General features: G+C 70.9%; 25 protein-coding genes. 11 read left to right on the top strand and 14 right to left on the bottom strand.

The genetic code is table 11. The annotated features are described in order from the left end of the window. Positions 1–15 precede the first annotated feature (15 nt). A complete protein-coding gene (locus NE358_RS15690; RefSeq protein WP_483285649.1) occupies positions 16–729 on the top strand; it encodes a hypothetical protein in 714 nt (237 codons plus the stop codon). Between the two features lie 60 nt (positions 730–789). Here the strand turns inward: NE358_RS15690 and NE358_RS15685 are convergent, their stop codons facing one another. From NE358_RS15685 to NE358_RS15665, 5 genes are all read right to left on the bottom strand, one after another. After that, positions 790–1,947: a hypothetical protein gene (locus NE358_RS15685; protein ID WP_289939970.1), complete on the bottom strand. Its 1,158-nt coding sequence runs from the start codon at positions 1,945–1,947 to the stop codon at positions 790–792. A gap of 98 nt (positions 1,948–2,045) precedes the next feature. Beyond that, positions 2,046–3,188, bottom strand: coding sequence for an ABC transporter permease (locus NE358_RS15680; protein ID WP_289939968.1), 1,143 nt, complete (start codon positions 3,186–3,188; stop codon positions 2,046–2,048). Continuing rightward, positions 3,185–4,069, bottom strand: coding sequence for an ABC transporter ATP-binding protein (locus NE358_RS15675; protein ID WP_103208582.1), 885 nt, complete (start codon positions 4,067–4,069; stop codon positions 3,185–3,187). Before NE358_RS15675 ends, NE358_RS15680 begins: the two co-directional genes overlap by 4 nt. Before the next feature lie 267 nt (positions 4,070–4,336). Beyond that, the gene (locus NE358_RS15670; protein WP_103207964.1) at positions 4,337–5,014 is read right to left on the bottom strand and encodes a response regulator; all 678 of its coding nucleotides are present in this window, start codon (positions 5,012–5,014) and stop codon (positions 4,337–4,339) included. Beyond that, positions 5,007–6,266 (bottom strand): sensor histidine kinase, encoded by a 1,260-nt coding sequence (locus NE358_RS15665; protein ID WP_116239514.1) that lies wholly within the window; start codon positions 6,264–6,266, stop codon positions 5,007–5,009. The genes NE358_RS15670 and NE358_RS15665 overlap by 8 nt, the downstream gene beginning before the upstream one ends. A 144-nt stretch (positions 6,267–6,410) precedes the next feature. Here NE358_RS15665 and NE358_RS15660 point away from each other — a divergent pair, with 144 nt between their 5' ends. Further along, entirely contained in the window at positions 6,411–6,983 is a 573-nt protein-coding gene (locus tag NE358_RS15660) for an NADPH-dependent FMN reductase (protein ID WP_103207969.1), read from the top strand. A gap of 413 nt (positions 6,984–7,396) precedes the next feature. Here NE358_RS15660 and NE358_RS15655 read toward each other — a convergent pair whose 3' ends face one another. Next, positions 7,397–8,242 carry an exodeoxyribonuclease III gene (locus NE358_RS15655; protein WP_289939963.1) on the bottom strand — a complete coding sequence of 282 codons (846 nt, stop codon included), beginning with the start codon at positions 8,240–8,242 and terminating at the stop codon, positions 7,397–7,399. A gap of 83 nt (positions 8,243–8,325) precedes the next feature. Here NE358_RS15655 and pyrE point away from each other — a divergent pair, with 83 nt between their 5' ends. Beyond that, positions 8,326–8,904, top strand: coding sequence for an orotate phosphoribosyltransferase (gene pyrE / locus NE358_RS15650; protein WP_289939961.1), 579 nt, complete (start codon positions 8,326–8,328; stop codon positions 8,902–8,904). A gap of 207 nt (positions 8,905–9,111) precedes the next feature. Here the strand turns inward: pyrE and NE358_RS15645 are convergent, their stop codons facing one another. From NE358_RS15645 to NE358_RS15635, 3 genes are all read right to left on the bottom strand, one after another. Next, entirely contained in the window at positions 9,112–9,258 is a 147-nt protein-coding gene (locus NE358_RS15645; protein ID WP_170210734.1) for a hypothetical protein, read from the bottom strand. Between the two features lie 29 nt (positions 9,259–9,287). After that, positions 9,288–10,118: an HAD-IIA family hydrolase gene (locus tag NE358_RS15640; protein WP_103207976.1), complete on the bottom strand. Its 831-nt coding sequence runs from the start codon at positions 10,116–10,118 to the stop codon at positions 9,288–9,290. A gap of 109 nt (positions 10,119–10,227) precedes the next feature. Then, complete coding sequence (locus NE358_RS15635) at positions 10,228–10,398, bottom strand: CsbD family protein (protein ID WP_055832729.1); 171 nt, start codon at positions 10,396–10,398, stop codon at positions 10,228–10,230. Between the two features lie 194 nt (positions 10,399–10,592). On the opposite strand from NE358_RS15635, the gene NE358_RS15630 reads away from it, so the two are divergent. Beyond that, complete coding sequence (locus NE358_RS15630) at positions 10,593–11,540, top strand: SDR family NAD(P)-dependent oxidoreductase (RefSeq protein WP_103207978.1); 948 nt, start codon at positions 10,593–10,595, stop codon at positions 11,538–11,540. 151 nt (positions 11,541–11,691) lie between these two features. On the opposite strand, the gene NE358_RS15625 is transcribed toward NE358_RS15630, so the two are convergent. Then, positions 11,692–12,327, bottom strand: coding sequence for a metal-dependent transcriptional regulator (locus NE358_RS15625; protein ID WP_289939953.1), 636 nt, complete (start codon positions 12,325–12,327; stop codon positions 11,692–11,694). A gap of 9 nt (positions 12,328–12,336) precedes the next feature. Further along, positions 12,337–13,797 carry an Nramp family divalent metal transporter gene (locus NE358_RS15620; protein ID WP_103207984.1) on the bottom strand — a complete coding sequence of 487 codons (1,461 nt, stop codon included), beginning with the start codon at positions 13,795–13,797 and terminating at the stop codon, positions 12,337–12,339. 160 nt (positions 13,798–13,957) lie between these two features. On the opposite strand from NE358_RS15620, the gene NE358_RS15615 reads away from it, so the two are divergent. Both NE358_RS15615 and NE358_RS15610 read left to right on the top strand, forming a co-directional pair. After that, on the top strand, positions 13,958–14,662 hold the full coding sequence (locus NE358_RS15615; RefSeq protein ID WP_289939949.1) for a TrmH family RNA methyltransferase: 705 nt from the start codon (positions 13,958–13,960) through the stop codon (positions 14,660–14,662). Positions 14,663–14,876: 214 nt separating this feature from the next. After that, a complete protein-coding gene (locus NE358_RS15610) occupies positions 14,877–16,121 on the top strand; it encodes an acyl-CoA dehydrogenase family protein (RefSeq protein ID WP_289939948.1) in 1,245 nt (414 codons plus the stop codon). Positions 16,122–16,189: 68 nt separating this feature from the next. On the opposite strand, the gene NE358_RS15605 is transcribed toward NE358_RS15610, so the two are convergent. After that, a complete protein-coding gene (locus NE358_RS15605) occupies positions 16,190–17,518 on the bottom strand; it encodes an MATE family efflux transporter (protein ID WP_141378381.1) in 1,329 nt (442 codons plus the stop codon). A 105-nt stretch (positions 17,519–17,623) separates the two neighbouring features. Here NE358_RS15605 and NE358_RS15600 point away from each other — a divergent pair, with 105 nt between their 5' ends. The 4 genes from NE358_RS15600 to NE358_RS15585 all read left to right on the top strand — a co-directional run bounded on the left by NE358_RS15600 (position 17,624) and on the right by NE358_RS15585 (position 21,912). Next, entirely contained in the window at positions 17,624–19,603 is a 1,980-nt protein-coding gene (locus tag NE358_RS15600) for a M13 family metallopeptidase (protein WP_103207996.1), read from the top strand. A 48-nt stretch (positions 19,604–19,651) separates the two neighbouring features. Continuing rightward, entirely contained in the window at positions 19,652–20,617 is a 966-nt protein-coding gene (locus tag NE358_RS15595; RefSeq protein ID WP_289939942.1) for a serine hydrolase, read from the top strand. A gap of 111 nt (positions 20,618–20,728) precedes the next feature. After that, complete coding sequence (locus NE358_RS15590; RefSeq protein WP_094734402.1) at positions 20,729–21,004, top strand: hypothetical protein; 276 nt, start codon at positions 20,729–20,731, stop codon at positions 21,002–21,004. A gap of 14 nt (positions 21,005–21,018) precedes the next feature. After that, the gene (locus NE358_RS15585; protein ID WP_246078342.1) at positions 21,019–21,912 is read left to right on the top strand and encodes an FHA domain-containing protein; all 894 of its coding nucleotides are present in this window, start codon (positions 21,019–21,021) and stop codon (positions 21,910–21,912) included. A 216-nt stretch (positions 21,913–22,128) separates the two neighbouring features. On the opposite strand, the gene purU is transcribed toward NE358_RS15585, so the two are convergent. Together purU and NE358_RS15575 are read right to left on the bottom strand one after the other, a co-directional pair. Further along, complete coding sequence (purU, locus tag NE358_RS15580) at positions 22,129–23,010, bottom strand: formyltetrahydrofolate deformylase (protein WP_141378378.1); 882 nt, start codon at positions 23,008–23,010, stop codon at positions 22,129–22,131. A 193-nt stretch (positions 23,011–23,203) separates the two neighbouring features. Then, entirely contained in the window at positions 23,204–24,322 is a 1,119-nt protein-coding gene (locus tag NE358_RS15575; RefSeq protein WP_289939935.1) for a zinc-binding alcohol dehydrogenase family protein, read from the bottom strand. Positions 24,323–24,402: 80 nt separating this feature from the next. Between NE358_RS15575 and NE358_RS15570 the strand changes: the two genes are divergently transcribed. Beyond that, complete coding sequence (locus tag NE358_RS15570) at positions 24,403–24,963, top strand: TetR family transcriptional regulator (RefSeq protein ID WP_289939933.1); 561 nt, start codon at positions 24,403–24,405, stop codon at positions 24,961–24,963. The last annotated feature ends 150 nt before the right edge of the window (positions 24,964–25,113 follow it).

Here is a 25,113-nt window from a genome sequence, read left to right as displayed (position 1 = left end):
CCCTAGAGTCGACGCATGGACGACGACGTCGAGCTGCGCCGGCTGCGCGAACGCGTGTACGGGGCCGAGGGGGCGTCCGCGACGCCGGCGATGATTGAGCGTCTCGCCGAACTCGAGGACCAGGCCCGTCGCTCCGACCGTCCGATGCCCGTCCTCGCCGCACCAGCGCCGCCTCCCGCCGCCGTCGCCCCGGTCCCCACCGTCGGAGAGCAGCCCCCTCCCGAGACTCCCCGTCTCCCGGATGCCACCCGCCTCACGCCCCGGCGCGCGCTGCGTATCGTGGCGGCCGTCGTCGGCGCTCTGGCCCTGCTCGGCATCGGCATCGCGATCGGCGCGAGCACGGCGCCGACGATGGCCGCGACCCCCGATCCCGCGGCGGCGGCCTACCCCGAGCTCACGTTCCCGCAGACCGTCGAGGACGTCATCTCGGCCGAGATCCTGCGCGACAGCGGCATCGACGCGGCGAGCACGCGGTACATCGCGACGGTGAGCGACTTCCGCATCTACCTCGCCCAGCCCGACGACGGCGACGGACGCTGCATCGTGACGTTCACCTCCACCGACAACCGGCCCTGGTCGGCCGGCTGCGCGAGCGGAGCACAGGACGGGGCCGCGATCTTCGGCATCGACGACACCCTGACCGTCGCGATCGGCGACCCGGATGATTCCGACGTCACCGGCATCCCGATCCGTCTGTCCCCGAGCGTCACCGCGTACGTGGCGCAGTAGCGAAGGCAAGCCGCCCGACCGACCCGCATCGTTCACAGGCCTCGACGGATGACGGATCGCTCAGCCCGTCGCGCGAAGGTCGGTTCCGGTGGCATCGAGGCGGAAGAACTGGTCGCGGTAGTCATCGCGCAGTCCGAATGACATCTCCGTCGCCTCGACGCTGCGGTTGAAGGTCGGGCTGTCCAGGTCGGTGTCGGTCGTGCGGCGGATGGACACCGTCGCCCCGTCTGCCGGTAGCCCGCTCTGGGCCGACGCCTTCTCGATGGCCGGCCAGATCCGCTCGAGCGCCACGTCTGACCACGAGAACTGCTCCTCCGCGACCTGGGGCTGGCCGCTGGCCGGGCCGTCGTGGCTGACGCGGCCCGCGCGATAGGTCCATTCGTCGGTCTCGATGGCCCCGACGCGGATCGGGGCGTTCACGATCACGGCATCCGGAATGACGGTGATCGATACCACCCGGTCGTGGCCGATCGCCTCCTCGAGCGACCTCTCGGCCGTGAGGAGCGCGTCGGGTCGGCGCATATCGACGCTCCACCGGCCCTCCGACCACGCGGCGAGGCTCAGGCCGGCCGCCTCTCGAAACGGCAGCACGACGGCGCCCGCCGCGAGGACCGCGACCAGAGCGAACACCAGCAGACGCAGGGGGCGTCCGCGGCGGCCGATGCCGATGAGGGGACCGCGGCGGCGCCCCTTGTCGACGCGTGTCCCCGGGGGGATCGGCCGCATCTCGACCTCGGAACGCGGGGGGACGACGAGGCTCTCGATCTCGGCAGGCGAGAGCTCCCCGTCGGCGAAGGCGACCTCGGGGCCGCCGTCGAGCAGGATGACGACATCGCGCTCGACGCCGGACTGGTACGCCGGCAGCTCGGTCAGCGGGACGATCTTGCGGACGGTGGTCGCCCACGCCTCTCCCGTGAGCGCCATCACCGTCACGTCGACGTCGCAGACCGGCTGCTCGTTGATGAACGTGCCGGTCTGTCTCACCGAGTCGATGCGCGCGCGCCCGAGACGGCGGGCGTCACGCGCCTCCTGCACAGCGGCGGGCGAGGGGATCGAGGCGGAGAGTCCGCTCGCCAATCGGGTGACGGTCACCGCGATGACGAACACCGTGATCGAGACACCGAAGATCGGCATCCCCGTGTCCGGGTTTCCGAGCAGGGTGACGAGCAGGCTGCCGATCACCACTCCGAAGGCGGCGGAGGCGAGAAGGCGAAGCACCCGAAAAGCCTAGACGCGTCTGGCGAAGGCGAAGAGAAGGGGCGGGTGGATGCCGGTGCCCCCGGCATCCACCCGCCCGCTGACCGGACCCGAACCAATCAGCCCCGCAGAGCCTCGCCGAGCTTCACGCGCGCCCCCATGCGCAGCAGCGAGTTGCGGTAGATGCGAGCGGCGACACCGATCGCGAGCACGCACGAGGCGAGCAGCACGAGGAGGGAGAGTACGGGCTCCCACCACTGCGCGTCGCCGAGGTACAGGCGCAGCGGCATCCCCACCGGAGCCGAGAACGGCACGTACGACATGATCGTCAGCACGACGGGGTTGTCGTTGAAGAAGATCACCAGGAAGTACGGCGCCATGATCAGCATCGTGATCGGGGTCGTGGTCGCCCCGATGTCCTCCTGGCGGGAGACCATCGCGGCGGCCGCGGCGAACAGGGCGGCGAGCAGCACGAAGCCGAAGAGGAAGAAGATCGCGAACCAGGTGATCGGTGCACCGAGTGCGTCGAGCACCCCGGCCTGACCGGTGACGGCGAGCCCCACCACCGCGACGGCCGCGAGCAGCACGATCTGGGCCATCGCGAGGATTGTGTTGCCGAGTACCTTGCCCGCGAGCAGCGCCCGCACCGGGATCGCCGAGATGAGGATCTCGACCACGCGCGTCTGCTTCTCTTCGACCACGCTCTGCGCGATGGTGCCGCCGAAGGTCGTCGCGGCGATGAGGAACACGATCCCGAATGCCAACGCGATGAAGTAGCGCAGCACGTCGGCGGCGCTCGAGCCCGGCTCGAGCCGGTCCACCGGTGGAGTGTCGCTGAGCATCTGCAGCAGGGTCGAGGGGACGCTGTCCTTCACCACGACGGTGAAGTCGAACGCCGAGTCCGACGCACCCGAGACCAGGGCGGCATCCGCCGTCCCGTCCACCACGAGAGCGCGGGCGGCGTCGTCGCTGTCGACGACGGTCACCTCGAGGCCGTCCAGCCCCGAGACTTCGCCCTGCGTCTGAGCGGTGACGGCGACCGGGATGCCGCTGGCGGTGGTGTTCGCGGCCGTGAAACCGCCCCACAGCACCGACGCGAGGGCCGCGACGATGAGGATCGCGGTGGAGATGACGAAGGCCTTGCTGCGCAGCTTCGAGCCGATCTCGCGCTCGGCGACCAGCCAGATGCTCTGCAGCTCGCTCGGCGCGCGGTGCGGTGTCGTCGTACGGGCCGGGACCGGAGCGGTGATCGGGGTACTCACTGGATGACCTCCTTGAAGATCTCGGCCAGGGTCGGACGCTGGGGGGAGAAGCTGGTGACGTCGCCGCGGCCGGTGGCCTCGCGCAGCACACGTTGGGCGGTGCCGTCGTCGTCGGCGTCGAAGAGGGCGTAGCCGCCGTCGAAATCGATGACGCGAACGCCGGGTTCGTCGCGGAGCCACCCGGTGTCGCCGCGCGAGACCAACTCGTAGCGGTGGGTCGCGTGCTCGGCGCGAAGGCCCTCGCGACTGCCGGCCGCGCGGATCGTGCCGTCGGCGATGATGACGAGGTCGTCGCAGAGACGCTCGACCACGTCGAGCTGGTGCGACGAGAACAGCACGGCGGCGCCCTCGGCGGCCTTCTCTTGCAGCACGCCCGCGACCACGTCGACCGCCAGGGGGTCGAGCCCCGAGAACGGCTCGTCGAGGATGAGTACCTCGGGCTCGTGGACCAGTGAGGCGGCGATCTGCGCGCGCTGCTGATTGCCGAGCGAGAGGGTCTCGATGAGGTCGCCGAGGCGCTCGCCGAGTCCGAGCCGCTCGAGCAGGGCCGCGGCCTTGGCGGTCGCGTCGGCCTTGCCGAAGCCGTGCAGCCGTGCGAGGTAGGCGATGTGCTCGGCCACCTTCATCTTGGGGTACAGCCCCCGCTCCTCGGGCATGTAGCCGAATCGACGGCGGTCGGCGGTGGTGACCGCGGCGCCGTTCAGCTCGACCGTGCCCGCGTCCTTGCCGAGCACACCCAGCGCGATGCGCATCGTCGTCGTCTTTCCGGCCCCGTTGCCGCCGACGAAGCCCGTGAGGCGCCCGGGGGCGACGTCGAAGCCCACGCCGTCGAGCACGCGGCGTCCGCCGTAGCTCTTGGTGATGCCGTCCAGATGGAGCACGATGCATCCCTTCTTCTCGATGCCTCCCACGCTAGGGACCCGGATGCCGCACCACCTCCGCCCCGGGACGGTTCTGCGTCTCCACCGCGCGGGGGAGGGCGCTACGGCCGAGGGGTCGCGGCGGGGGCTCCCGGTCGGGGCGCCGCGCGTCGTCGAGATCGCCCTCGATGCTCGAAAGGACACGCAACGGTGCCGAATCGCGGGGTACCTCGTGACCGTCCGGTCGTCTCGGGCGCTGCCCGGGCCGGTGCGCGGCCCTCGTCGCCGTCAGGCCAGGCCGTGCCGGTGGGCGAGCACCACGGCCTGCACGCGGTCGCGCGCCCCGAGCTTCTGCAGCAGGTTCGACACGTGCGTCTTGACCGTCGCCTCGCCGATGAACAGGCGCGCGGCGATCTCGGCGTTGCTGAGCGCCTCGGCCACCAGCCGCAGCACTTCGCCCTCGCGCTCGGTGAGGGGCTCGGTCAGGCGCAGCGGCTCGATCGTGGCGGAGGGGGCGGATGCCGCCATCTCGGCACCCGGCGATGCGAAACGTTCGATGACCCGGCGCGTGACCTCGGGGGCGAGCAGCGCGTCCCCGGCCCCGACGACGCGGACGGCCGAGACGAGTTCTTCGGGTCCCGCGTTCTTGAGGAGGAACCCGCTGGCTCCGGCCGCCAGCGCCGAGAAGAGGTAGTCGTCGCGGTCGAAGGTCGTGACGATGAGCACGGCCGCGTCGGATGCGGGGTCGGCGGTCAACCGGCGGGTGGCTTCGAGGCCGTCCATGTCGGGCATCTGCACGTCCATGCAGATCACGTCGGGCCGTAAGCTCGCCGCCGCGGAGAGGGCTTCGAGTCCGGATGCCGCCTCTCCCACGACCTCGATGTCGGGCTCCAGCGAGAGGATCGTGCGGAACCCCGCCCGCATCATGGCGTGGTCGTCGACCAGCAGGACACGCAGCTCAGACATGCGCCCCCTCCGCGGTGATCAGCGGTACGCGCACACGCACGAGGTAGCCGCCGCGCGGGCGCGGTCCGATCTCGATCGTTCCGCCCGACACGGCCGCGCGCTCCCGCATGCCGAGCTGTCCGAGCCCCGGCGTCGACGAGCCCCGGCGTCCCGTGTTCGAGATCTCGAGCTCGACGGCATCCGTCTCGAACCGCAGGCGCACGTCGGCGGTGGCGCCCGGCCCCGCGTGGCGGCGCGCGTTCGTCAACGCCTCCTGCGCGATGCGGTACAGGTTCACCTGCACGAGGGGCGGGGGATCGCACGCGGGGTCTCCGATGACGGTGAAGGTCGCAGGGAGGCCTGCGGCGGTGGCGTCGTCGACGAGGGCCTGGATCGTGCTGAGTCCGTGAGTGGTGGGCGCGGTGTCGGGGGCCGCGTCGGCGTCCGGCGTACGCAGGGTCTCGAGCAGCTGGCGCAGCTCGTGCAGCGAGGTGCGCGCGGAGCTCTCGACACTCGACAGCGTCTCGCGAGCGGCGTCGGGGTCGCGAGTGAGGAGCGAGCGGGCGACACCCGCTTGAACGCCCATGAGCGAGACGTGGTGGGCGACCACGTCGTGCAGCTCGCGCGCGATGCGGACGCGGTCGAGAGCGACGGCCTGCGCCGCGGTCACCTCGCGCTCGGACTCGAGTTCTGCGGTGCGTTCCTCGAGGGCCGCGCGTTCGCGCATCTGCTGGTGCGAGCGGTCGCCGAAGTAGTAGGCGCCACCGAAGAAGAGGGCGTTGAGGCCGAGCGCCAGGAGCTGGGAAGCGACGAACGGTGAGAAAGCGCCGGCGCGAGAGAAGGCGCCCCCGACGTCCGGATCCACCGGCTGGGTCGCCGCCTGGAACATCACGACGAACAGCCACACGAACATGCCCGCGATCAGCGCGACGCGCACGATCGTCGCCCGGCGACGGTTCGGCTCCCATGCTCCGACCGTGTACAGCGCGATGAACATGGCGATGTTGCCGGCGTAGATCTCGGGGATGCGGAACGTCACGGCGAGGAAGTACGCGAGCGAGACGAGAACGGCGGCGACCGAGGGCCAGCGCCGGCGGAAGGCGACGGGGACGGCCAGCACGACGACGTACCCCACGGCGATGGCCAGCGAACCCTGCTGCTCGCCGTAGATCCCCGCGACAGACGACAGCACCGCGCTCAGCAGCCCCCCGAGCAGCAGCACCACGGCGAGCACGGCGTCGTTCCGCTGCTGCGCGCGCGTGATCCGTGGCATCCCTCCACGCTAGAGGCGACCGCCGACACCTGCATCCCCCGTGAGGCGGAGTCAAGAAGAGGGGGAATACAGGTTCGACCGCGATGCTTGCACGTGAATGAACCAGGGCGCCCGGCGCCCCCGTCGTCCGGAAAGAGGATCATCGTGACCGACTACACGATCGGCTACATCGTCGGCAGCATCTCCAGCACCTCGATCAACCGCCGTCTGGCGAAGGCACTCGAGAAGGTCGCCCCCGAGGGCGTGACCCTGAAGGAGATCCCGATCAAGGACCTGCCCTTCTACTCACCCGACTACGACGGGAACTTCCCCGAGGTCGCGACCGAATTCAAGAAGGCCATCGAAGACGCCGACGGCGTCTTCGTCGTGACCCCCGAGTACAGCCGCTCGATCCCGGGCGTGCTCAAGAACGCGCTCGACTGGTCGGCGCGCCCTTACGGCGAGGCGTCGTTCAACGACAAGCCCACCGCCGTCATCGGCACCTCGCAGGGCGGTATCGCCACGGCCGCCGGCCAGCAGCACCTGCGCTCGGTGCTCCTGCACTACAACGCTCTCGTCCTCGGCCAGCCCGAGGGCTACATCCAGTCGACCCCCGGCCTCTTCGAGGACGACGGAACCGTGACCGACGAGGGCACCGCGGCGTTCCTCCGCTCGATCATCGAGGCGCTGGTGACGCTCATCGCGCGCACCGCACCGGCCGAGGTGCCCGCGGTCTGACGCTCCCGCACGGCGGGGTCGGGGTTCGCCTCGGCCCCGCCGTCGTGCGATCCCCTCCGCGGTCGAATGCGACGGCAGGTGCCCGGCCGCGGATCCGGATGGGTACGTCGGATCCGGATACCGCCGCGGAGTCGGTCCGATTCTGTTGCGGCGGTCCGATTCTGCTGCGCTGCGCGCGTACGAAGAGGCCCGCAGGTGTCACCCGAACGGGTCCGGATGCCGCGGGCCCGATGTCCCGGGATGCCGTGCGCTCAATCGCGGCGCGCCGCCCCGGAGCCCGCGTAACGGCGCCGAAATCGGAGAATCGCACCAGAATCGGACGGCAGCGCGCACGGCGTCCGATTTCGACGAGGTCATCCGATTCTGACGAGGTCGTTCGACCGCGCGACGCCCCGGCCCGGTGTCCTCGGCGCTCAGCCGAAGATCATCGGCAGGTCGTCATCGTCGTCGGCCCCCGACAGGTCGAGGTCGGCGACGACGGGGACGTGGTCGCTGGGGACCTCGCCCTTGCGCTCGTTCCGGTGGATCTCGGCGCCGTGCACGGCGTCGGCGAAGGCGCGCGAGCCGAGGATGAAGTCGATGCGCAGACCCTCGTTGCGGGGGAAGCGCAGCTGCTTGTAGTCCCAGTACGTGTAGCCGGTGGGGATGAGCGGGCGCACGACGTCGGTGAGCCCGGCCGTCTCGAACGCGGCGAACGCCTCCCGCTCGACGGGCGAGACGTGCGTGCTCGCGCCCTGAACGATCGTGGGGTCGCCGTTGTCGGCATCGGTCGGGGCGATGTTGAAGTCGCCCGTCAGCGCGAGGGGCAGATCGGGGTCGGCGGCGAGGGCGTCGGCCGTGTACTGCCGCAGCTTGTCGAGCCAGTCGAGCTTGTAGGTGAAATGCGGGTCGTCGAGCCCGCGACCGTTCGGCACGTAGAGGCTCCACACGCGCACGCCGTCGACGGTGGCGCCGATCGCGCGGGCCTCCTGGGGGAGGTCGGGCCCCTCTTTGCCCTTCTCGAAGCCGGGCATGCCGGGGAAGCCGATCTCGACGTCCTCGAGCGGCTCGCGGCTGGCGATCGCGACGCCGTTCCACTGATTGAGACCGTGCGCGGCGACGTGATACCCCGCCTCCTCGAAGGCGGCGTACGGGAACTGCTCCGTCTTGCACTTGATCTCCTGCATCGCCAGCACGTCGATGTGCTCGCGCACGCAGAACTCGACGGTGCGGGTGACGCGGGCGCGGATGGAGTTGACGTTCCAGGTGGCCAGGCGCATGGCATCCAGCCTACTTTCGTGCGCCGACATCGCCGTGCGAAGCAGCCCCGGCGTGATCAGGACGGAGCACTAAACTCGACGCCGTGACCACCGCCTCCACGCCCGAGCTCGAAGCCGACCGTCAGGCCCTCATCGGCCTCATCAACGACGAGGCGGTGTTCCACGGCGACTTCACCCTCTCGAGCGGCAAGAAGGCGACGTACTACGTCGACATGCGCAAGCTCACCCTCGACCACCGCGCCGCCCCCGCGATCGGTCGGCTGGTGCTCGACCTGGTGAAAGACCTCGACGGCGTCGTCGCCGTCGGCGGCCTCACGCTGGGGGCCGACCCCATCGCCAACGCCGTGATGCACGAGTCGGTGCACGCCGGAACCCCGCTCGACGCGTTCGTCGTGCGCAAAGAGCCCAAGGACCACGGCCGCGGTCGCCAGATCGAGGGCGCCGATGTCGAGGGCAAGCGCGTCGTCGTCGTCGAAGACACCTCGACCACCGGCCAGTCCGCCCTCAAGGCCGTCGAGGCGCTGCGCCGCGCGGGCGCCGAGGTCGTCGCTGTCGCCGTCATCGTCGACCGCAAGACCGGAGCGCAGGCTGCGATCGAGGCCGCGGGCCTGCAGTGGCTGGCATCCATCGACCTCGACGATCTGGGCCTCGCCCCGCAGTAAGCAGTCCCGCCCCGCCGGACCCTCGGCCTGCGCGCGCCGCCGGGGTGCGTCGGTGCGTCGCCGCGCTGTGACGAGAACAGGGCGGTGCGACGGAGACAGGGCGTTTCGTCGTGTTCTGGTGGCATCCCCTGTTTCGGTGACGGCGTGACGGATGCCAGCGCGCAGCCGCCGGGTGCGTCGATGCTCCCCGCGGCGGCGGGGCCCGCCTCAGGGCGACCCGTCCCCCGGCCCGTCGAACGGGTCGCGACGCCCCCCGCCGCCGCGCCGCGAGCGGCGCCACTGCACGATGAAGGCCACGAGCGTTCCCGCCGTGATGAAGAAGGCGACGATCAGCCAGAGCGTACGGTCGTCCACGGTGTCTCCTCGTCGGGGTCGGGGTCGGGTCAGAGACCCGCTTCGAGGCCCTCTTCGCCGTCGGCGAGGTCGGACTCGAGGGGTTCCTGGCGCACGAGCTCGGCGACCGAGCCGAGGATCTCGTCGGGGCGGAAGGGGTAGCGCTCGATCTCTCGCTGGTCGCTGATGCCGGTCATGACGAGCACGGTGTGCAGCCCCGCCTCGATGCCGGCGACGATGTCGGTGTCCATGCGGTCGCCGATCATGCCGGTGTTCTCGCTGTGCGCCCCGATGCGGTTGAGGGCGGAGCGGAACATCATCGGATTCGGCTTGCCGACGATGTAGGGCTCTTTGCCGGTGGCCTTGGTGATGAGGGCGGCGATGGCTCCCGTCGCGGGCAGGACGCCCTCGGTCGAGGGGCCCGTGGCATCCGGGTTCGTGGCGATGAAACGCGCTCCCCCGCGGATGAAGCGGATCGCCTTGGTGATCGCCTCGAACGAGTAGTTGCGAGTCTCGCCCACGACGACGTAGTCGGGGGCGGTCTCGGTCATGATGAAGCCCGCCTCGTGGAGGGCGGTCGTGAGACCCGCCTCGCCGATGACGAAGGCGGATCCACCGGGCATCTGCGACTGGAGGAAATCGGCGGTGGCGAGCGCGGAGGTCCAGATCGCGGACTCGGGGACCACCAGGCCGGAGGCCCGCAGTCGTGCGCTGAGATCGCGGGGCGTGTAGATCGAATTGTTCGTCAGCACCAGGAACGGTGTGCCCTCGGACCGCCACTGCGCGAGCAGCTCCGACGCGCCGGCGATAGGGGTGTTCTCGTGAACGAGCACACCGTCCATGTCGGTGAGCCAGCACTCGATGTCGCCTCGGGTCCGCATGGGGCCAGCCTAAACCCGGGCCCCGACACCGCCTCGAAAAGAGGGGGGGCTTGAAAGAGCGCGGGCGGGCCCGACCGGAGTCGTGGCCCGCCCGTCCGCGGATGCCGACTTACTTGAAGGTGTCCTTCACGTTCTCGCCGGCCTTCTTCGCGTCGGCCTTGACCTGGTCGGCCTTGCCCTCGGCGGCGAGCTTGTCGTTGTCGGTCGCGTTGCCGATCGCTTCCTTCGCCTTGCCCACGATGTCCTGAGCGGCGTTCTTGATCTTGTCGTCGAGACCCATGATCTGACTCCTTCTTTCTCGTGTCGGCGTCGGCGGCGAAAGGTATCTCGTCGCGACGGAGCGGGTGGCTCACGAAGAAGACGGGTCTCGGGCACGATTCGTCACGCGAAGTCGTAAGAAACTTTTTACCGGACGGTATTCCGTTGCCGGAATGCACCCGTGACGGACGCACCGGATCTCGTTAGGGTCGAAGGGTGACGCGAACCGAATGGGATCCCGAGAACCTGCCGGACCTCTCCGGGCGGTCGTATCTCGTCACGGGCGCGACCCGCGGGCTCGGCTTCTTCGCGTGCGAGCAGCTCGCCGCCGCCGGCGCCCACGTGCTGCTCACCGGTCGGAATCCCAACAAGATGTCCGCGGCCAAGGCCGCCATCATGCGCTCGACCCCGGATGCCAGCATCGAGACGCTCCTGCTCGACACCAGCAACATGGGTTCGGTGCGAGCAGCGGCCGCCACCGCCCGTGCGCGCGGACGGCTCGACGGGCTCCTGCTGAACGCCGGTATCGTCCACCCGCCCAAGGAGCGCGAGACCGCCGGCGGTCACGAACTCGTGTTCGCCACCAACGTGCTGGGCCACTTCGCCCTGGCCGGTGAGCTGCTCAAGCCCCTCGCCGCAGCCCGCGGACGCATGGTCTGGGTGGGCAGTATGTCGACGTCGCTCTGGCGACATGTGCCCACCGACCCCGAACTGCGCGAGGGCTACTCGCCGTGGCGCGCCTACGTGCAGTCGAAGGCGGCGACGACCGCGCTGGCGCTCGAGGCGCAGAAGAGGCTGCTCGCCCACGGCGTTCCGATCCAGAGCCTCGTGGCCCACCCCGGCTACTCGACCAGCGGTCGCACGCGCGGGGTGCGCGGCGTCAACGAGCCGAGCCGGCTCACGCGCTTCTTCGACAATCTCCAGGCGCCGATCACCCAGTCCAAGGAGCAGGGGGCCTGGGCTCTCGTCCGCGCGCTCGTCGACCCGCACGCCGAGGGCGGCACGATGTACGGACCGGCGCTCGTCGCCCGGGGAGTCCCGCGCGTGGCGACCCCCGCCCGCCGCACACGGGGCAGCGAACTCGGCGCCGACCTCTGGCGCGCGTGCGAGACGGCGACCCACGTGCGGTGGCCCTTCGATCGAGCTCGGCGCGCGGCATCCTGAATCCGGTATCCCGGCAAGGCTGAGCGGAGGAGAATCCGCGAGCGGAGGAAGCAGAACCTCGCCCGGGCCCTCCCCTCGACGGGTCTCCTCCCGTGCACCGACAGTGGCTCGCGCGACGGTCTCCGGCGCGCACGCCGGCGGAGACTCCCTTTCAGCGCGTGAGCCAGACCGAACTGCTCGCGCCGGTCGGCAGCGCCACCTCGGTGCCGTCCGCGCGCACGACATCGTCGCTCAGCACCTCGAGCTCGTGCCCGACGTCGATGCCGTTCTCGACGAGCGCCCGCAGCAGCTCGGGATCGCGATCGCTGACGCGCAGGACGCGCCCCGCGTGGCCGATCGACGCCTCGGCGAGGAGCACGAAGGGTTCGCGGTGCACCGAGCCGTCGGCATCCGGGATGGCGTCTCCGTGGGGATCGAAACGCGGGCGACCGAGTCGCTCGTCGATGCCCTCGAGCAGTCGGTCGCTCAGCGAATGCTCGAGGACCTCGGCTTCGTCGTGCACCTCGTCCCAGGAGTACGCGAACTCGCGCACGAGCCACGTCTCGATGAGGCGGTGGCGGCGGATCACGCCCGCCGCGCGGTGTAGACCCGCGGGGGTCAGCGACACCGGTCCGTACGGCCGATGCGTGACGAGTCCCTGCGCGGCGAGCTTCTTGACCATCTCGGTCACGCTCGAGGGGGCGAGGCCCAGCACGGCCGCGAGCTGCGAGGGCGTGATCGGGCTGTCCTGCCACTCGGTGTGGTGATAGATCGCCTTGAGATAGTCGTCGGCCACGGGCGAGTCCACAGCGTCAGCCTAACCTCCGGTGAAGACCAACCACAGGAGCAGAGCGTTGAGGGCGATGAGGAACACGGATGCCAGCACCCCGGCCGCCGTGGTCGCCCCGCGGTTGCGGTAGTCGCCGAGCACATCGCGTCGACGGGTCAGGGCCACGAGGGGGACGAGCGCGAACGGGATCCCGAACGACAGCACGACCTGGCTGAGCACCAGCGCGAGCGTGGGGTCGACGCCGAGGCCGAGGATCACGAGGGCGGGCACGAGGGTGACGAGGCGGCGGACGAGCAGGGGGATGCGCGCGTGGAGGAGCCCCTGCATGATCTCGGCGCCCGCATAGGCGCCGACGGAGGTCGACGCGAGACCGCTGGCGAGCAGGCCCACCGCGAAGAGGGTGGCGACGAGCGGGCCGAGGCCCTCGCGTAGCGCCGCGTACGCGCCCTCGAGGCTGTCGGTGCCCTCGACCCCGGCGAGGGTGGCGGCGGCGAGCAGAAGGATCGCGAGATTCACGGTGCCCGCCACAGCGAGCGCGATCGTGACGTCCCACCGCGTCGCCCGCAGCAGACGCGGGGTCGAGATGCCGCGGGCGTCGGCGAGGGCGTCGGCGCGGCTTTGAGCGCCCGGAGTCCCGCCCGCGTTCTCGCCCGCGTTCGCGCCGAGGCCGCTCGGCGCGGGAGAGGGCGTCGCCGTGGCTCGATCGGTCGTCCCGGGCGCGATGTCTGTTCCCGCGGCTGTGACGCGGTCGGGAGTCGGGGCCGGGCGCGTGGACGTCGTCTCGACGCGTGCGGCTGAGCTCGCCGCCGCCGGCGCGAACCGATCGCGCGCGAGAGCGGAGTGCGCGTAGATCGCGTGCGGCATGATCGTCGCGCCGAGGATGGAGGCCGCGAGGAGCACGGAGGTGCTCCCCTCGAACCGCGGCACGAGGCCCCCGATCACCCCGGCGGGCTCGGGTGGAGCGAACAACAGCCCGAAGGTGAAGCCGACGGCGATGACGAGCAGCAATCCGATCAGTACCGTCTCGAACGCCCGCGCCCCGCGCCGCGTCTGCACGAGCAGGAGGCCCATCGAGACGACGCCCGTGATCACCCCGCCCCACACGAGAGGGATGCCGAAGAGCAGGTGCAGCGCGACGGCGCCGCCGATGACCTCGGCGACGTCGGTGGCCATCGCGACGAGCTCGGCCTGCAGCCAATAGGCCCGGCGAGCCCAGGGGCGGCGGATGCGGCGGCCGAGCACCTGGGGGAGGCTCTCACCCGTGACGATCCCGAGCTTCGCCGAGAGGTACTGGATCAGCCACGCCATCACGTTGCCGAGCACCACGACCCACACGAGCAGGTAGCCGAAGGTCGCGCCCGCGGTCATGTTGCTCGCGACGTTGCCGGGGTCGAGGTAGGCGACGCCGGCGACCATCGCCGGGCCGAGGAGCCAGAGCGCCCGCCCCGATGTGCGACGGCGACCCACAAGATCGGCTGTTTTCGGCATCCCGAAACCGTACCAATTTTTCGGGCCACCGAAAAGTGATGAATCCAGAGGCGTCCAGGTCGCGGGGCGGCACGAGACGACGAAAGGTGCGCCCCGTGATCTCGAGCCGATCGTCCGATCTCGCCCGGGCGTCGGCAGGCCGCGCGGGTAGCCTGAAACGGTGACGGATGCCGAGACCCCCACGCCGTCGCAGGGCGACGCCGCCCAGCCCCCGACGGATGCCGACGGGGCAGAGCCCCGACAGGGGGAGGCGGCCGCGACCGCCACCCACGGCGTCGGTCCCTGGCCCGGCGGCCCGGACGCCTGGCCCGACGATCCCCGCTACGACCTCGAGCTGCTCGAGAACGGCGACACCCGCAACGTCGTCGACGGCTACCGCTACTGGAGCATGGACGCGATCGTCGCCGACCTCGACGAGAAGCGGCATCCGTTCCACGTCGCGATCGAGAACTGGCAGCACGACCTCAACATCGGCTCGATCGTGCGCAGCGCCAACGCGTTCCTCGCGGCCGAGGTGCACATCATCGGCAAGCGCCGCTGGAACCGGCGCGGTGCCATGGTGACCGACCGCTATCAGCACGTGCGGCACCACGAAGACGTCGACGCCTTCGCCGCCTGGGCGCGGGATGCGGGACTCCCGGTGATCGCCGTCGACAACGTCGAGGGGTCGGTGCCGGTCGACCGTGCCGAGCTCCCCGAGGCGTGCGTCCTGCTGTTCGGTCAGGAGGGTCCGGGGCTGTCGCCCGAGGCGATCGAGGCGGCCACCGGCGTGGTCGAGATCACCCAGTACGGTTCCACGCGCTCGATCAACGCCGCGTCGGCTGCCGCCGTGATCATGTACGAGTGGTGCCGCCGCTGGGCGTGAGCTGCGCCTTCGTGACGCCACCGTGTGAAACGCGGGGTCTTTGTCGGTAACAACGCTGTCGCTGTGCGCGCGAGCGGAGGTTTACTGGCCGCACGCGGTTGACCGACACGCGGGGACGAGGATGCGCCCCGCCGCGAGTCGAGCAGCCGGCCCTTCTCCGGTGGCAGCCGGTGAGGGGCGCGACACCGAATCACACACCTGGGAAGGAACGATCATGACGATCACGGATTCAGCGACGACGAGCCTGGCCGACCGCTGGCGGGACGCAGCCCCTCCACACGATAGCGCCGGCTGGATCGTCCGCGCTCGCGAGGTGGCCGACATCCTCGCCGTCGACGCGGTCGAGCGCGATCGGGCCAATCAGGCCCCGTTCGGTGAGGTCGAGCTCCTCAAGGCGTCGGGTCTGGTCACGCTGCTCGGTCCCCGCGAGCACGGCGGCGCCGGAGAGACGTGGGATACGCCGTACAGGGTCATCCGCGCGGTGGCCCGCGGCGACGGATCGATCGGGCAGGTGCTCGGCTACCACTACCTCTGGGCATGGGCGGCGCGCCTCGTGGCCACCGACGCGCAGATCGCGGCGGTCGAGGAGTTGTACACCTCGAACGCTTTCCTCTTCGGTGGCGCAGTCAACCCGCGCGACTCCGATCTCGTGATCCGCGAGGACGGCGACGACCTGATCTTCTCGGGGCGCAAGTCGTTCTCGACCGGCGGCCGGGTGTCCGACCTGACGGTGCTCGAGGGCGTGCTCGAAGGCACCGAGACGCACATCTTCGCGATCGTCCCCACGGCGCAGGAGGGGATCGTCTTCGCCGGCGACTGGGACAACCTCGGCCAGCGTCTGACCGAGTCGGGTTCGGTCGAGATCCGCGATGTGCGCGTTCCCTGGTCGGATGCCGCGGGATTCGTCGACAAGCAGTTCCAGTCGCTGGTCTACAACACCCTCAACGTGCCCGCGATCCAGCTCGTGTTCGCGAACTTCTACCTCGGCATCGCCGAGGGCGCGCTGGAGACCGCGTCGGCATACACCCGTGAGCGCACCCGGCCCTGGCCCTACGGCGGTGACGACAAGCAGCGCGCCACCGAGGAGTGGTACGTGCTCGAAGGCTACGGCACCCTGCAGTCGAAACTCTGGGCCGACGAGGCGCTCCTGGATGCCGTGGGTGCGGAGATCAGTGCCGTGTTGCACGCCCCGCGCGAGGAGCTGACCGAGCGTCGGCGCGGAGAGATCGCGGTGCGAATCGCGGCCGGCAAGCTCCGCATCGTCGACGACGGCCTCGAGGTGGCATCCAAGATCTACGAGCTGACCGGAGCACGTGCGACGTCGAACGCCGTCGGGCTCGACATCTTCTGGCGGAACCTCCGTACGCACAGCCTGCACGATCCCATCGCGTACAAGAAGCGCGAGGTGGGGGAGTACGTGCTGCTCAGCCAGGTGCCGGTACCCACCTGGTACACGTGAGACGCCGGGGCGGGGCGCCGACGAGGGTCCCGCCCCGCACTCCGTCCAGACCGGTGGATCGGGGGACGTCAGGCTCCGGCCGTCATCCACCGCTGTCCGCGCACACGGAGCCCGAGCGTGAGCGCGCGCGCCACCATGTAGACACCGAAGAACGCCGCCGCCAGCCACGCGAGGCCGGTGGCACCGCCGCCGGCGAAGAGCGCCACGAGAACGAGTGCCGGAGCGTACGGCACGAGATTGAGCAGCCCCGCGAGGGCGAGGTAGCGCGCATCGCCGGCCCCGATCAGCACGCCGTCGAGCACGAAGACGAACCCCGCCAGAGGCTGCGCGACGGCGAGCACCAGCAGCGCCGGCTGGATGAGCGCGGCGATCTCGGCATCCCCCGTGAAGACCAGGCCGATCACACCGGACGCGGCGGCCAGCACCGCCCCCACCGCGACACCGAACCAGACGCCCCAGGCGCTCGTGCGTTGGAGCACCCGGCCGACCGTGTCGGTGTCGGCGGCGCCGAGCGAACTGCCGATCAGCGCCTGCGCCGCGATGGCGAGGGCGTCGAGGGCGAATGCCGCCGTCGAGAAGATGGTGAAGGCGATCTGCCATCCCGCAAGCTCGGCCGAGCCCAGACCCGTCGCCACGGCGACCGTCGCGAGGAACGCCGCCCGCAGGCTGACGGTGCGCAGGAACAGCCAGCCGCCCGAGCGGACGGTGCCGCCCAGACTCTCGCGCTCGAGGCGGAGGGATGCCGTGTGCACCTGCGCCAAGCGCCGCGCGACCAGGACGTATGCACCGACCATTCCCCACTGCGCCACGACCGTGCCGATCGCCGACCCCGCGATCCCCCAGCAGAAGCCGTAGATGAACAGGGCGTTGAGCAGCGCATTGGCGCCGAAGCCGAGGCCGGCGATCCAGAGCGGGGTCACCGTGTTCTGCATCCCGCGCAGCAGGCCGGTGGCGGCGAACACCACGAGCATGGCGGGCAGACCCCACATCGAGATCGCGAGGTAGGTGCGTGCGTTCTCGGCGACGTCGGGAGCAGCGCCGAAGAGGTCGACGATGCCGGGGGCCGCGAGAGAGCCGGCCGCCGCCAGCAGGGCGCCGAGGCACAGCGCGAGCCACATGCCGTCGATGCCGACCCGCACGGCCCGGCCGTACTCGCCGGCGCCGTAGCGCCGAGCGACAGCGGGCGTCGTCGAATAGGCGAGGAACACCATGAGCCCGACGATCGTCTGCAGCACCGCCCCGGCGATACCGAGCCCCGCGAGGGGAGCGACGCCCAGGTGACCCACCATGGCGGCGTCGACGATGAGGAACAGCGGCTCGGCGATGAGCGCGCCCAGCGCCGGCAGGGCGAGCCGCAGGATCGAGCGGTTCAGCGTCGCGGGCGCAGGAGCGGTCACGGTCCGAGCCTAGGGCGGGCCTCCGACACCGCCGTGGCGGCGCACCCAACGGTGGGCTCGCCCCGTTTCGAGCCCTCTCGGATGTGAGGCACATATCCTGTCTGCATGACCGACACCCCCCGCTCCGGTCTCGCGCTCGACGAGCTCAGCGACGAGATCCGCCCGCAGGACGACCTGTTCCGCCACGTGAACGGCAGCTGGCTCGAGCGCACCGAGATCCCTGACGACAAGGCCCGCTGGGGCTCGTTCCACCTCATCGCCGAGCAGGCCGAGGCGGACGTGCGCACCATCGTCCAGGAGTCGCAGGATGCCGAGCCGGGCAGCGAAGCCCGCAAGATCGGCGACCTGTTCGCGAGCTTCATGGACACCGACCGCATCGAGTCCGCCGGCCGCGAGCCGCTCGCACCGCAGCTCGAGCGCGTCGACGGCGTCACCGACATCCCCTCCCTGCTCCGGCTCATCGGCGAGCTCGAGCGCGACGGGGTGAGCGGACTGCTGACGCTCTTCGTCGAGCCCGATCCGGGCGATCCCACCCGCTACGTCCCCGTCGTCTACCAGGGCGGCATCTCCCTGCCCGACGAGAGCTACTACCGCCTCGACAACTTCGACGAGACGCGCACCGCCTACCGCGCGCACATCGAGCGCGTCCTGGAGCTCGCCGGAGTCGCCGAGTCCGCGGCATCCGCCGACCGCACCTTCGCCCTCGAGACCGACATCGCCGCGCACCACTGGTCGCGCGAAGACAGTCGCGATTCGGTGAAGACCTACAACCTGAAGACGTGGGACGACACCCTCGCCCTCGCCGGACTCGACCTCGAGCCGTGGCGTGCGGGGGTCGCCCCGGGCCACGAGGACGCGCTCGCCGAAGTCGTCGTCTATCAGCCGAGCTTCGTCGAATCCCTCGGCGCCCTCCTCGTCGAGGAGCGCCTCGACGACTGGAAGGCCTGGCTGCGGTTCAAGATCGTGCACGCGGCCGCCGCCTTCCTCTCCGAGGCCTTCGTCGCCGAGAACTTCGCGTTCTACGGCACGCAGCTCACGGGCGTCCCCGTCAACCGCGAGCGCTGGAAGCGCGGTGTGAGCCTCGTCGAGGCGGCCCTGGGCGAGGCGATCGGCAAGGTGTACGTCGAGCGCCACTTCCAGCCCGCGGCCAAGGACGCGATGGACGGCCTCGTCGCGAACCTCATCGAGGCCTACCGTCGCTCGATCCAGGGCCTGTCGTGGATGACCGACGAGACGCGCGAGCGCGCCCTCGCCAAGCTCGACACCTTCGTGCCCAAGATCGGTTACCCGGTCCGCTGGAAGGACTACTCCGAGCTCGAGATCGTCGCCGACGACCTCGTCGGCAACGTCCGCCGGGCGCACGTGTGGGAGCACGACCGCCAGCTCGCCAAGGTGGGACAGCCGATCGATCGCGACGAGTGGTACATGACGCCGCAGACCGTCAACGCGTACTACAACCCGCTCATGAACGAGATCGTGTTCCCCGCGGCCATCCTGCAGTACCCCTTCTTCGACGCCGACCGCGACGCCGCGGCCAACTACGGCGGCATCGGCGCGGTCATCGGGCACGAGATCGGGCACGGCTTCGACGATCAGGGCAGCCGCTTCGACGCCGACGGGTCGCTTCGCGACTGGTGGACGGATGCCGACCGCTCGGCGTTCGAGGAGCGCACCAAGGCCCTGATCGCCCAGTACGAGGCCCTCGTTCCCCTGGGACTCGGCGAGGAGCACCACGTCAACGGCGCCCTCACCATCGGCGAGAACATCGGCGATCTCGGGGGGCTCGGTATCGCGATCGCCGCCTACCGCCTCTTCCTCGAGAGCCAGGGCGAGACCGATCTGAACGGACCGGTCGTCGACGGGTACACCGGCATCCAGCGGCTCCTGCTCAGCTGGGCGCAGATCTGGCAGCAGAAGGGTCGGGATGCCGAGACGATCCGCCTGCTCACGATCGACCCGCACTCGCCGAACGAGTTCCGCTGCAACCAGATCGTGCGTAACATCGACGCGTTCTACGACGCGTTCGAGGTGACCGAGGGCGACGCCCTCTGGCTCGACGCCGACCAGCGCGTCACCATTTGGTGAGGTCCTGTTTGTTGCTCTGCTGACGCGGAAGGAGCCACGCTCGTGGGCATGCCCCCGGTTCCCGAGCCCAGTACGCCCGACCCCGTCGGCGGGCCGGTGGAGTCGTCGAGACGCGACGCCCCGGCCCTCCGCGGAGCGGGACGGAAGGGGCCGAAACGCCTGCCCCGTCGCGCGGCTGCGGGTCGGCGATCGTTCACGGCGACCCTGCGCTCGCTCGACGAGCTGGCCGCGTCGGGCGCCAGGGTCTCGGTGCGCATCGACGACCTCGACGGGGGCTCGACCGAGGTTCTTTCGGGCGACGACTTCATCACGCTGCCGGTGGGCGGGCTCGGCGTCGTGCCGCTGCTCATCGAGGCGGCGGCCGCCTTCGAGACGGGCCGTCTCGACCCGCTCGAGATCGTCGACCGCGCGTCCGTTCACGGCGCGGCCCACGGCGGTATCTGGCAGCACCTGAAGGCTCCGGCGCTGCCCCTGGCCGACGTGGCGATGCTCGCGGCCTCCTCCGGCGACGCCCTCGCCGTCAACGCCCTGCTGCACCGGGTGGGCCTGCAATCGGTGCGGGCGCGCGTCGAGCAGCTGGGGCTTCGCCGCACAGCCCTGCTCGACCGTTTCCGCGACGACCGCGGCCCCGACGACGCCCCCCACCTGGCACTGTCGACGGCTCGCGAGATGGCGCAGGTGTTCGCGGGGCTCGTGAACTCCACGATCGTCTCGCCGCAGGTCAGCGCGCAGGTCGCGGAGTGGCTGAGTCTGAACCACGACCTGTCGCTCGTGGCATCCGCCACCGGCCTCGATCCTTTCGCGCACGAGAACGACCAGCACGGGCTGCTGTTCATCAACAAGACCGGGCGTGCCCCGGGTGTCCGCGCCGAGGCGGGGGTGCTCGGCGGACCCCGCGCCGGAATCTCGTACGCGCTGATCGTGAACTTCGACGACCTCTCGATCGCCCACCGCCTGCGTGCGCACGACGCTTTCCGCGTGCTCGGCGTCGAACTGATGGAGTACGTGTACTGAGGCGTGGAGACAGAATCGTCCCGCACGGCTCGCTCGAGCGCAATCCCTCCTCTGCTCCCCCCACGCGCTGGGACGCTGGTGTTCCTCTGAACCGAGAAAGGGACCGAAGCCATGTCCGACTCCTCCTCACCCACCGACCCGTTCGCCGACTCCCGCGGCCCCGAGGGTCACTCCATCACCGACTGGACCGACCTCGGCCGAGAGATGTGGTCGTACCTGACCGGTCGTGGCGCCGCCGTCAACTACTCCTTCGTCGACATGACCGTCGAGGTGCCGCGCGACATCGGCCCCGACGCGCCCCGGGCGACGTGGAAGCTCAACGGCACCCTCCGCGTCACCACGAGCGACGACACCGCGGCCGGGTCCGACCCGTACCGCGGCAACTGAGGGGCGGCGCCGTCATGGTGCGCCTCGACATCGACCTCGCCTTCTCGGAACACGAGCAGGGGCAGGATGCCGACACCCCGCCGTTCGAGGGCACGATCACGGCCGCGGGCACCGAGGTGCGCATCGTCGTGAGCGACCCCTCTCGGTTGCCCGGCAACGGCCGCCGCACGCTCACCGAGTTGTCCACGGTCGCCGATGCGCTGGCATCCCGGGGCATCTCCGTGCGGCTCGAGGGGCCGGACGGACCGATCCTGCACCTCGGCGACGTGAAGAAGAGCGCCCTGCAGCGAGCGATCACCGGCTCGGCGCACATCCGGTTGGGCTCGGTCGCCGCTGTCGCGCCGCTGCTGACGCGGCGGAACAAGGGGCAGGCGTTGACCTTCCCCATCCCGCCCGAGACCCCCCTGCCGCTCGTGCCCACCGTCAACCGCACGGTGCGCCGCCGCATCACGACGACGCACTACACGCCGGGATCGGGCCGCCCGCGCCTGATCTTCGCGGTGGGCGATTCGTCGTGGGACGGCTCGCGTCCGCGGGAGTTCGACCTGTTGCCCACCACCACCGTGATCGGGTCCGGCGAGGGCGCCGACCTGCGGTTGCCCGGCCTCGCCCCGGTGCACGCCGAGATCCGGCACGAGGGCGACGACGAGTACGTGCTGTACGGCTTCGACGCCGTGGGTGGCGGTGGGGCGCGCGAGCAGGGCCCCGGACGCGATCGCGGAGGCCGGATTCTGCGCACCGGAGCGCGCATCGAACTCGGCGACTGGCGCCTGGCGTTCTTCCGCGCCGAGTTCGCCGACCACGGCCGTCCGTACGGCGGACGCCAGGGCGGCGAGTTGTCGGATCAGCGCAAGCAGCCGCCGCGCGGCGGCACCGGCCCGCTCAGCCGGGCGACCGACCCGGAGTGATCGCGGGCGCGTGAGGGGCCGTCCCGCGGCACTCCCCGACGCCGAGACGGCATCTCGCTGACGAAACCGTTGCAGCGCGCAACGCAGCTGTCAGCGAGATGCCGTCTCGCGATGCGTCGGAGCGCCTGAGTCGCGTGCGCGGGCGTTCGGCGGCACGCGTCGGCCGACCCGCCTGCGGCGAGCCGAGCGCCGCGGCCGCGTCCCGGCATCCGGGGTCTAGAAGACGATCGTGTGGTTGCCGTGGCGGATGATGCGGTCCTCGGCGTGCCAGAGCACGGCCCGAGAGAGCACCTGGCGCTCGACGTCGGCGCCGCGACGCGCGAGCTCGGCGGACGAGTCGGCGTGCGTCACGCGGACGGTGTCCTGCTCGATGATCGGGCCCTCGTCGAGATCGCTCGTGACGTAGTGCGAGGTCGCGCCGATGAGCTTCACGCCGCGCTGCTTCGCTTTCTTGTACGGCTCGGCGCCGATGAAGGCCGGCAGGAACGAATGGTGGATGTTGATCACCGGCACCCCGATCTTGTCGAGGAAGTCGGGCGAGAGGATCTGCATGTAGCGCGCGAGCACGACGAAGTCGACGTTGCCGACGAGCAGTTCGAGAATGCGGGCCTCGGACTCGGACTTGTCGGGACCGGGCGTCGAGGGCACGTGGAAGAAGGGCACGCCGAACGAGCGCACGTCTTCGGCGGCCGTGGTGTGGTTCGACACGACCATCGGGATGCTGACGGGCAGGTCGCCGCGGCGGTGACGCCACAGCAGATCGAGCAGGCAGTGGTCCTGCTTCGAGGCGAGGATCGCCATGCGCTTCGGCGTCGACAGGTCGGTCAGGGTCCACTCGAGCTCGAAGCCCTCGCCGAGGGTCGTGGCGAGATCGGCCTCGATGTCGGGAAGGGCCACCGACAGGTTGGGGCGGTGGAACACGACCCGCTGGAAGTACGCACCGCCGCGGGGGTCGTCGGAGTACTGGTCGAAGGCGACGATGTTGCCGCCCTGGCGGGCGATGAGCGCCGAGACCGCGGCGATGATGCCGGGGGTGTCGCTGCCGTGGACGATGAGGCACGCGTGATCGGGCTGCAGGTGGGGGCTCGCGGAGACCATCGGACCATTCTGCCGTGCGCCGGTGGCGTCGCCGACCACGTGCCGTCGCGTTTCGGGGCGGGTGCGTTGTGGGGGTGCGGGCGCGTGCGTCGGAGGCGTTGGCGCGCTGGTGGCCTCGGGGGCGCATCTCCCGCCCCGGGGCCACGGGCCGCAACGCCCGACAGGCCGCGTCTCCGCCCGGCCCCCACGCCGGCTACAGACGCACGACCACCTTCTGCGCCGAGACGCCCGCGCGCTGCCGGTCGAGGGCATCCTGCACGGCGGCGAGGCCGTCGCCGACGACGAGCGGAGCGGGCATCGGTCGCAGCGCCCCCTCGGCCAGCATCCGCGGAACGACCTCGCCCCAGAGCCGGGGACCCATCTCGTCGTCGCGCAGGCTGCTGCCCCAGACGAAGGCGGCCCGGATGCCACGGCGTCGGGCGCGCAACGTCGAGCGGAGCGTTCCGAGGCCGATGCGGGTGAAGACCGGCAGCATTGCGGGGAACAGGCGGCGCCGACCGACCAGCGAGTCCAGCGAGACCGGCGTGCTGGCCATGGCCAGGCGTTCCCCGCCGGTGCGGGCGAGCACGTCGATGCACGCGTCGGTCGAACCCGCGCCGAGAGCCACCGCCCCGACGACGGGTCGTCCCCCGATGGCCGCGACGAGGTCGGCCACCGCCGTGGGTGACCGGTGGTCGACGACGGCGTCCGCGCCGAGCCCGCGCAGGGTCTCGGCGTTCTTCGCGGATGCCGTGGTCACCACGTCGTATCCGGCGGCGTGCGCCAGTTGGACGGCGTTCATCCCCACACTCGTCGAGCCACCCCAGATCACCACGACGCCTCGGCTGGCGGTCGGCGCCGGGTCGCCCGGCATCCGGAGTCCGAGGAGCTGGGGTTGGAACAGCGCGCACGCGGCCGTGGAGATACCCAGGGGGAAGACCGCGGCCTCTTCGTCGGAGAGGTCGTCGGGGATGGGGGCCGTGAGGCGCTCGACCAGGGTCGTGTACTCCTGGAAGGCGCCCTCTCGGAGCGGGTCACGCCCGCGGTCGGTGCCGGTGGCCAGGCCGAACACGCGTTGGCCCACGCGGAAGCGGGTCACGGCGGAACCGATCGCGACGACCTCGCCCGCCACGTCGGAGCCGAGGACGGCCGGCGTGTTCAGCCATCGGTAGGTGACGCGGCTGGTGCCCTGGATGACCCAGTCGACCGGGTTGATGGCCACGGCGCGCACGCGCACGAGCACCTCGTCGGCGGCGGGAGCGGGGGTCTGGACGGTGGTGACGGTGAGCGCGGCCCGCGGTGCGGGGAGGATTGCGGCGGCGTGTGCGGGCATGGGGAGCCTTTCGCGTGATGACACGGAGTGTCTTCACTATAGACGTGATGACACCACGTGTCGTCACATAGGATTCCGACATGGCCAGATGGGCACCCGATACGCGAGAACGCCTCCGCGCGGCGGCGATGGAGCTGTTCGCCGAGCGCGGCTTCGAGGCGACGACGGTGCCCGACATCGTCGAGCGCGCCGGCGTGACGCGTCGCACGTTCTTCCGGCACTTCGGCGACAAGCGCGAGGTCTTCTTCGGCGACGACGAGATCCCTCGGCTCGCCGACCAGATGCTCGCGGCCGCCCCCGCCGACGTGCCGCCCTTCGCGATCGCGTGGAGCGGCTTCCAGACCCTCGCGGCCGAGCGCTTCGAGCCCCGCCGCCGCGAGATGGCGGCCGCGCGCCGCGTGATCGAGTCCGAGCCCGCCCTGCGTGAGCGGGACCTGCAGAAGCAGGCCGATCTGCGTGCGGTCCTGACCGAGGGGTATCGCGCGCGTGGTGTGGACGCGCTGCGGGCGCGCGTCGTCGCGGGGGTCGCGGTGGACCTGCTGCAGACGGCCCTCGAGCAGTGGGCGGCCGACACGGCGGGCACCCCGCTCGTGGAGCATCTCGAGCGGGTCCGCCGCGAGATGGCGGACGTTCTGGCCTGACGCGCCGCACCTTCGCGTCGCACCGGGGCGCCTTCCGTGCATCGGGGCGGCCGGCGTACGCCCCGGTGCACGGCTGACGCCCCGATGCGGACCTCGCGTCCCGCCGCCCCTGCGCGCGCCATCCACGCCGCCGATGTCGGTGGCCGCGAC

This window comes from Sphingomonas sp. G5 (genome assembly GCF_052660795.1).
Note: the sequence above shows the minus strand (reverse complement) of the source record. Positions and strands in the feature narration are given on the sequence as shown.

Excerpts from the sequence above, each read along its gene's own strand:
- NE358_RS15690 (WP_483285649.1), top strand. The coding sequence starts at position 16 with ATGGACGACGACGTCGAGCTGCGCCGGCTGCGCGAACGCGTGTACGGG.
- NE358_RS15670 (WP_103207964.1), bottom strand. The coding sequence starts at position 5,014 with ATGTCTGAGCTGCGTGTCCTGCTGGTCGACGACCACGCCATGATGCGG.
- NE358_RS15665 (WP_116239514.1), bottom strand. The coding sequence starts at position 6,266 with ATGCCACGGATCACGCGCGCGCAGCAGCGGAACGACGCCGTGCTCGCC.
- NE358_RS15655 (WP_289939963.1), bottom strand. The coding sequence starts at position 8,242 with ATGCGCCTGGCCACCTGGAACGTCAACTCCATCCGCGCCCGCGTCACC.
- NE358_RS15640 (WP_103207976.1), bottom strand. The coding sequence starts at position 10,118 with ATGCGGACCCGAGGCGACATCGAGTGCTGGCTCACCGACATGGACGGT.
- NE358_RS15635 (WP_055832729.1), bottom strand. The coding sequence starts at position 10,398 with ATGGGTCTCGACGACAAGATCAAGAACGCCGCTCAGGACATCGTGGGC.
- NE358_RS15620 (WP_103207984.1), bottom strand. The coding sequence starts at position 13,797 with ATGCCGAAAACAGCCGATCTTGTGGGTCGCCGTCGCACATCGGGGCGG.
- NE358_RS15610 (WP_289939948.1), top strand. The coding sequence starts at position 14,877 with ATGACGATCACGGATTCAGCGACGACGAGCCTGGCCGACCGCTGGCGG.
- NE358_RS15600 (WP_103207996.1), top strand. The coding sequence starts at position 17,624 with ATGACCGACACCCCCCGCTCCGGTCTCGCGCTCGACGAGCTCAGCGAC.
- NE358_RS15595 (WP_289939942.1), top strand. The coding sequence starts at position 19,652 with ATGCCCCCGGTTCCCGAGCCCAGTACGCCCGACCCCGTCGGCGGGCCG.
- NE358_RS15590 (WP_094734402.1), top strand. The coding sequence starts at position 20,729 with ATGTCCGACTCCTCCTCACCCACCGACCCGTTCGCCGACTCCCGCGGC.
- NE358_RS15585 (WP_246078342.1), top strand. The coding sequence starts at position 21,019 with ATGGTGCGCCTCGACATCGACCTCGCCTTCTCGGAACACGAGCAGGGG.
- purU (WP_141378378.1), bottom strand. The coding sequence starts at position 23,010 with ATGGTCTCCGCGAGCCCCCACCTGCAGCCCGATCACGCGTGCCTCATC.
- NE358_RS15575 (WP_289939935.1), bottom strand. The coding sequence starts at position 24,322 with ATGCCCGCACACGCCGCCGCAATCCTCCCCGCACCGCGGGCCGCGCTC.
- NE358_RS15570 (WP_289939933.1), top strand. The coding sequence starts at position 24,403 with ATGGCCAGATGGGCACCCGATACGCGAGAACGCCTCCGCGCGGCGGCG.